This window comes from Catenulispora subtropica, from assembly GCF_039531675.1.
GTDB lineage: Bacteria > Actinomycetota > Actinomycetes > Streptomycetales > Catenulisporaceae > Catenulispora > Catenulispora subtropica.
This window is the reverse complement of sequence record NZ_BAAAQM010000131.1, coordinates 1-922: the sequence shown is the minus strand read 5'-3', so window position 1 is coordinate 922 and position 922 is coordinate 1. Positions and strand designations below refer to the sequence as shown.

1 pseudogene is annotated in these 922 nt (G+C 67.4%); it reads left to right on the top strand.

The window, feature by feature from the left end:
- Positions 1-120: 120 nt before the first annotated feature.
- Positions 121-915 (top strand): annotated as a pseudogene (locus tag ABD466_RS44265) (IS5 family transposase); the annotation flags it as partial.
- Positions 916-922 lie beyond the last annotated feature (7 nt).

The following is a 922-nucleotide window of genomic DNA, read 5'->3' as shown; positions in this document are numbered from 1 at the left end:
AGGATTCCTAACAAAATTGGTATGCCTGACCTGCGGGAATTGAGGCTTATCAGCCTTCGTTGATGTTTCCGGGGGTGGGAGACTGCCGAGACGAAGAAGAGCACACGCCGGCCGTGGGAGGTCGACGACGGGCTATGGGAACGGATCGCGCCCCTGCTGCCGCAGGTCAAGCGCGACCCACGGCGCCCCGGCCGCCCGCGGCTGGACGACCGGAAGGTTCTCAACGGCATCCTGTTCGTGCTGTACACCGGGATCCGATGGGAGTTCCTGCCTCAGGAGCTGGGCTACGGCTCGGGTATGACGTGCTGGCGCAGGCTGCGGGACTGGAACGACGCCGGGGTCTGGCAGCGGTTGCACGAGCTGCTGCTGGCTGAGCTACGTGGCGCGGGACTGCTGGACTTCTCCCGCGCCGCAGTCGACTCCAGCCATCTGCGGGCGATGAAGGGCGGGCCGGCCACCGGCCCGTTGCCGGTGGACCGGGGCAAGACCGGCAGCAAACACCACCTGATCGTCGAGGCGCACGGCATCCCGCTGGCCGCGATCACAACCGGCGGCAACCGCAACGACGTGACCCAGCTGCTGCCGCTCATCGAAGCCATCCCGCCTGTTCGAGGTGTGGGCGGCCAGCCCCGGCGCCGCCCCCGGCACCTGTACGCCGACCGAGGCTACGACCACGAGACCTACCGCGACCGGGTACGCGCCCTGCAGATCACCCCGCATATCGCCAGACGCGGTGCCGAACACGGCTCCGGTCTGGGCGTTCACCGCTGGGTCGTCGAAGGCGCGATCGCCCTGCTGCACTGGTTCCGTCGCCTGCGCATCCGCTGGGAAATCCGCGACGACATCCACCATGCCTTCGTTACTCTCGGCTGCGCCATCATCTGCTGGCGACGACTCCGCACCCAACTTTGTTAGGAGTCCT